The following is a 1,051-nucleotide window of genomic DNA, read 5'->3' on the forward strand; positions in this document are numbered from 1 at the left end:
AAAGGCTAAGCTCGGTATCCAGCAATTGATAACCCTGATTACGGATGGTGTGAAGCGGCAGCGCTTGGCCCGAAGTCTGTTGTACTTTTTGACGAAGGCGGCAGATCAGGGTATCCAGCCTGCCATAACTGGCATCTGCTGACAGGTAAGGAGCCAGCGCCTGAAACAATTCTGCCTTACTCTGTGTGCCTTGATGCAGGGCAATCAGTACCTGCAGCTCGCTGTGGCTCAAAGGGATAGGCTGGCCTGTGGGGCAGATCAGCTGGCGTCGATTGTCATCCAGTCGCCAGGTATTTGTTGACGATACTTTTGTAGACGATACTTTTAATCGTTGCTGCAGTTGTTGCAGCAACGCCAGCAATTCCGGCAAGTAGACGGGCTTTACTAAATAGGCATCGGCGCCCTGTTGCATGGCCAAAGCGCGCTGCTGTGGCTGACCACGGGCACTGACCACCACGATACCCAGTGTCAGACCGTGCTGTGCCCTAAGGCCACTGAGTTGTTGCAAGCCATCGCCATCGGGCAGCGTTAAATCAAGCAACACAACCTGATACTGGCATTGCTGCAGTTTTTCGTTCATGCTGGCAAGGGTTTCGGCGGCATCGGCCAGATAGCCATGCGCCTGCAAGTAATCTACCAGCTCCAGCTGTAAATCCGGGTGATCTTCTGTGACCAGTATACGCATGCTGTTTATTCTATGGATGTTGGCTGCAACAGCGGCTGCCGATGACTTTGCGCCAACCTTTGCAACCGCGACAGACTCTTATTCTGGCACACTCATCAGCAGCTTGCCAACGGGGCGCTGGCTGTTAAGCCCTGCCGGGCAGTGGCTGCCAGAGCAATTACTCGCCACCCCAGCCAGCTTGCCAAACCCACTGCAAGGGCAGTCGTTGTCCTTTGGTTACACCAACAAAGAACTATGGCTCTGGTTTGAGCTTGCGCAACAGCCTGAACAAGTGCTTTTTTTGCAGCTGGGTTCCAGTTTTTTGGACCGGGTGGATTTATTTTATCTGGATAGCCAGGGGCAGCTGGTGCAGCAGCAAAGCGGCGA

2 protein-coding genes are annotated in these 1,051 nt (G+C 53.9%); one reads left to right on the plus strand and one right to left on the minus strand.

Annotated features, from left to right (window positions below):
* On the minus strand, positions 1–685 hold a 685-nt coding region (locus JJU14_RS16630), incomplete at its 3' end, for a response regulator transcription factor (protein WP_228614829.1).
* Between JJU14_RS16630 and JJU14_RS16635 the strand changes: the two genes are divergently transcribed.
* On the plus strand, positions 669–1,051 hold a 383-nt coding region (locus JJU14_RS16635; RefSeq protein WP_228614830.1), incomplete at its 3' end, for a 7TM-DISM domain-containing protein. The two genes, JJU14_RS16630 and JJU14_RS16635, sit on opposite strands and share 17 nt — an antisense overlap.

This window comes from Alkalimonas sp. (genome assembly GCF_020831925.1).
Classification (GTDB): Bacteria; Pseudomonadota; Gammaproteobacteria; order Enterobacterales; family Alteromonadaceae; genus Alkalimonas.